1 pseudogene is annotated in these 934 nt (G+C 32.4%); it reads left to right on the top strand.

Annotated elements, in window-relative coordinates:
* A pseudogene (locus AB5935_RS26980) lies at nucleotides 1-934 on the top strand (hypothetical protein); the annotation flags it as partial.

The raw sequence follows: 934 nt of genomic DNA, 5'->3' as shown, positions 1-934 counted from the left end.
GAACAGAACCAGAACTTGACAGCTATATCAATAATTCCAAGAAAGTCAAAATCTTATTCTTAACAGGAAATAATGATTTTACAACAATCAATCCTGTAAACCTTAATAATACAATTATTATCATTGGGAAATATTCTGATTCTAAACCTGTCATTAAACCTAGTAGGGTTTGGAAAACAGTCTCTGGAAATATCTTCATAAAGAATATTCATTTAGATATGAGTAGTTTCACTACTGATGGACAATATTTCAACAATTCGAATACTTCAAGTGCTACTGATTTCACAGCTTTGATCATAGATGAATGTAAGATCAGCGACGTTAAAAACCCAATTTATCAAGATACAGCAAAAGACAATTTGAATGGTATCAATACGATCATTATTAATAGAACTCGTATTATGGTCAATGCAGACAACAAAGCTCTCATACATCTATATACAACCAAAAACTTGGCTCCATACAAGAAATTTGCATTTACCAATAATATAGTATACAGTAAAACACCTTATGTGGGTCAAATATTGAATTGGGGATTACAAACAGACTTTACAGAAGGAAATCTTACTGCAATAATATCTAATAATACAGTAAGTAATATTGCAGGAAACAATCCATATTTCAGACATAATAAAGGTAGTCTCACGATGACAAAAAACATCTTTTATGTAGACTCAAGTTTTGCAAAGAATAGCAACCTTTATACTTACGTGGGAAATGATACTCATCCTGTAAGTGTAACTACAGTAGATGTTAAAGATAATATCGTATATGGATTAACAAGTAACAGTAAATGGTATAATTACCATAGCAACTGTGATGCAAGTGCGAAAGTTGACCCCTATGTATTGACTCCTCACGCCACTGCACCACTGACCATTACTGATGTAGAAAACGGTATATTTGTCTTGGCAACAGATATGGATGGATACGG

Origin of the sequence: Phocaeicola sp. RTP21198st1_B8_RTP21198_201120, from assembly GCF_040929485.1 — a bacterium.
Classification (GTDB): Bacteria; Bacteroidota; Bacteroidia; order Bacteroidales; family Bacteroidaceae; genus Phocaeicola; species Phocaeicola dorei.
Note: the sequence above shows the minus strand (reverse complement) of the source record. Positions and strands in the feature narration are given on the sequence as shown.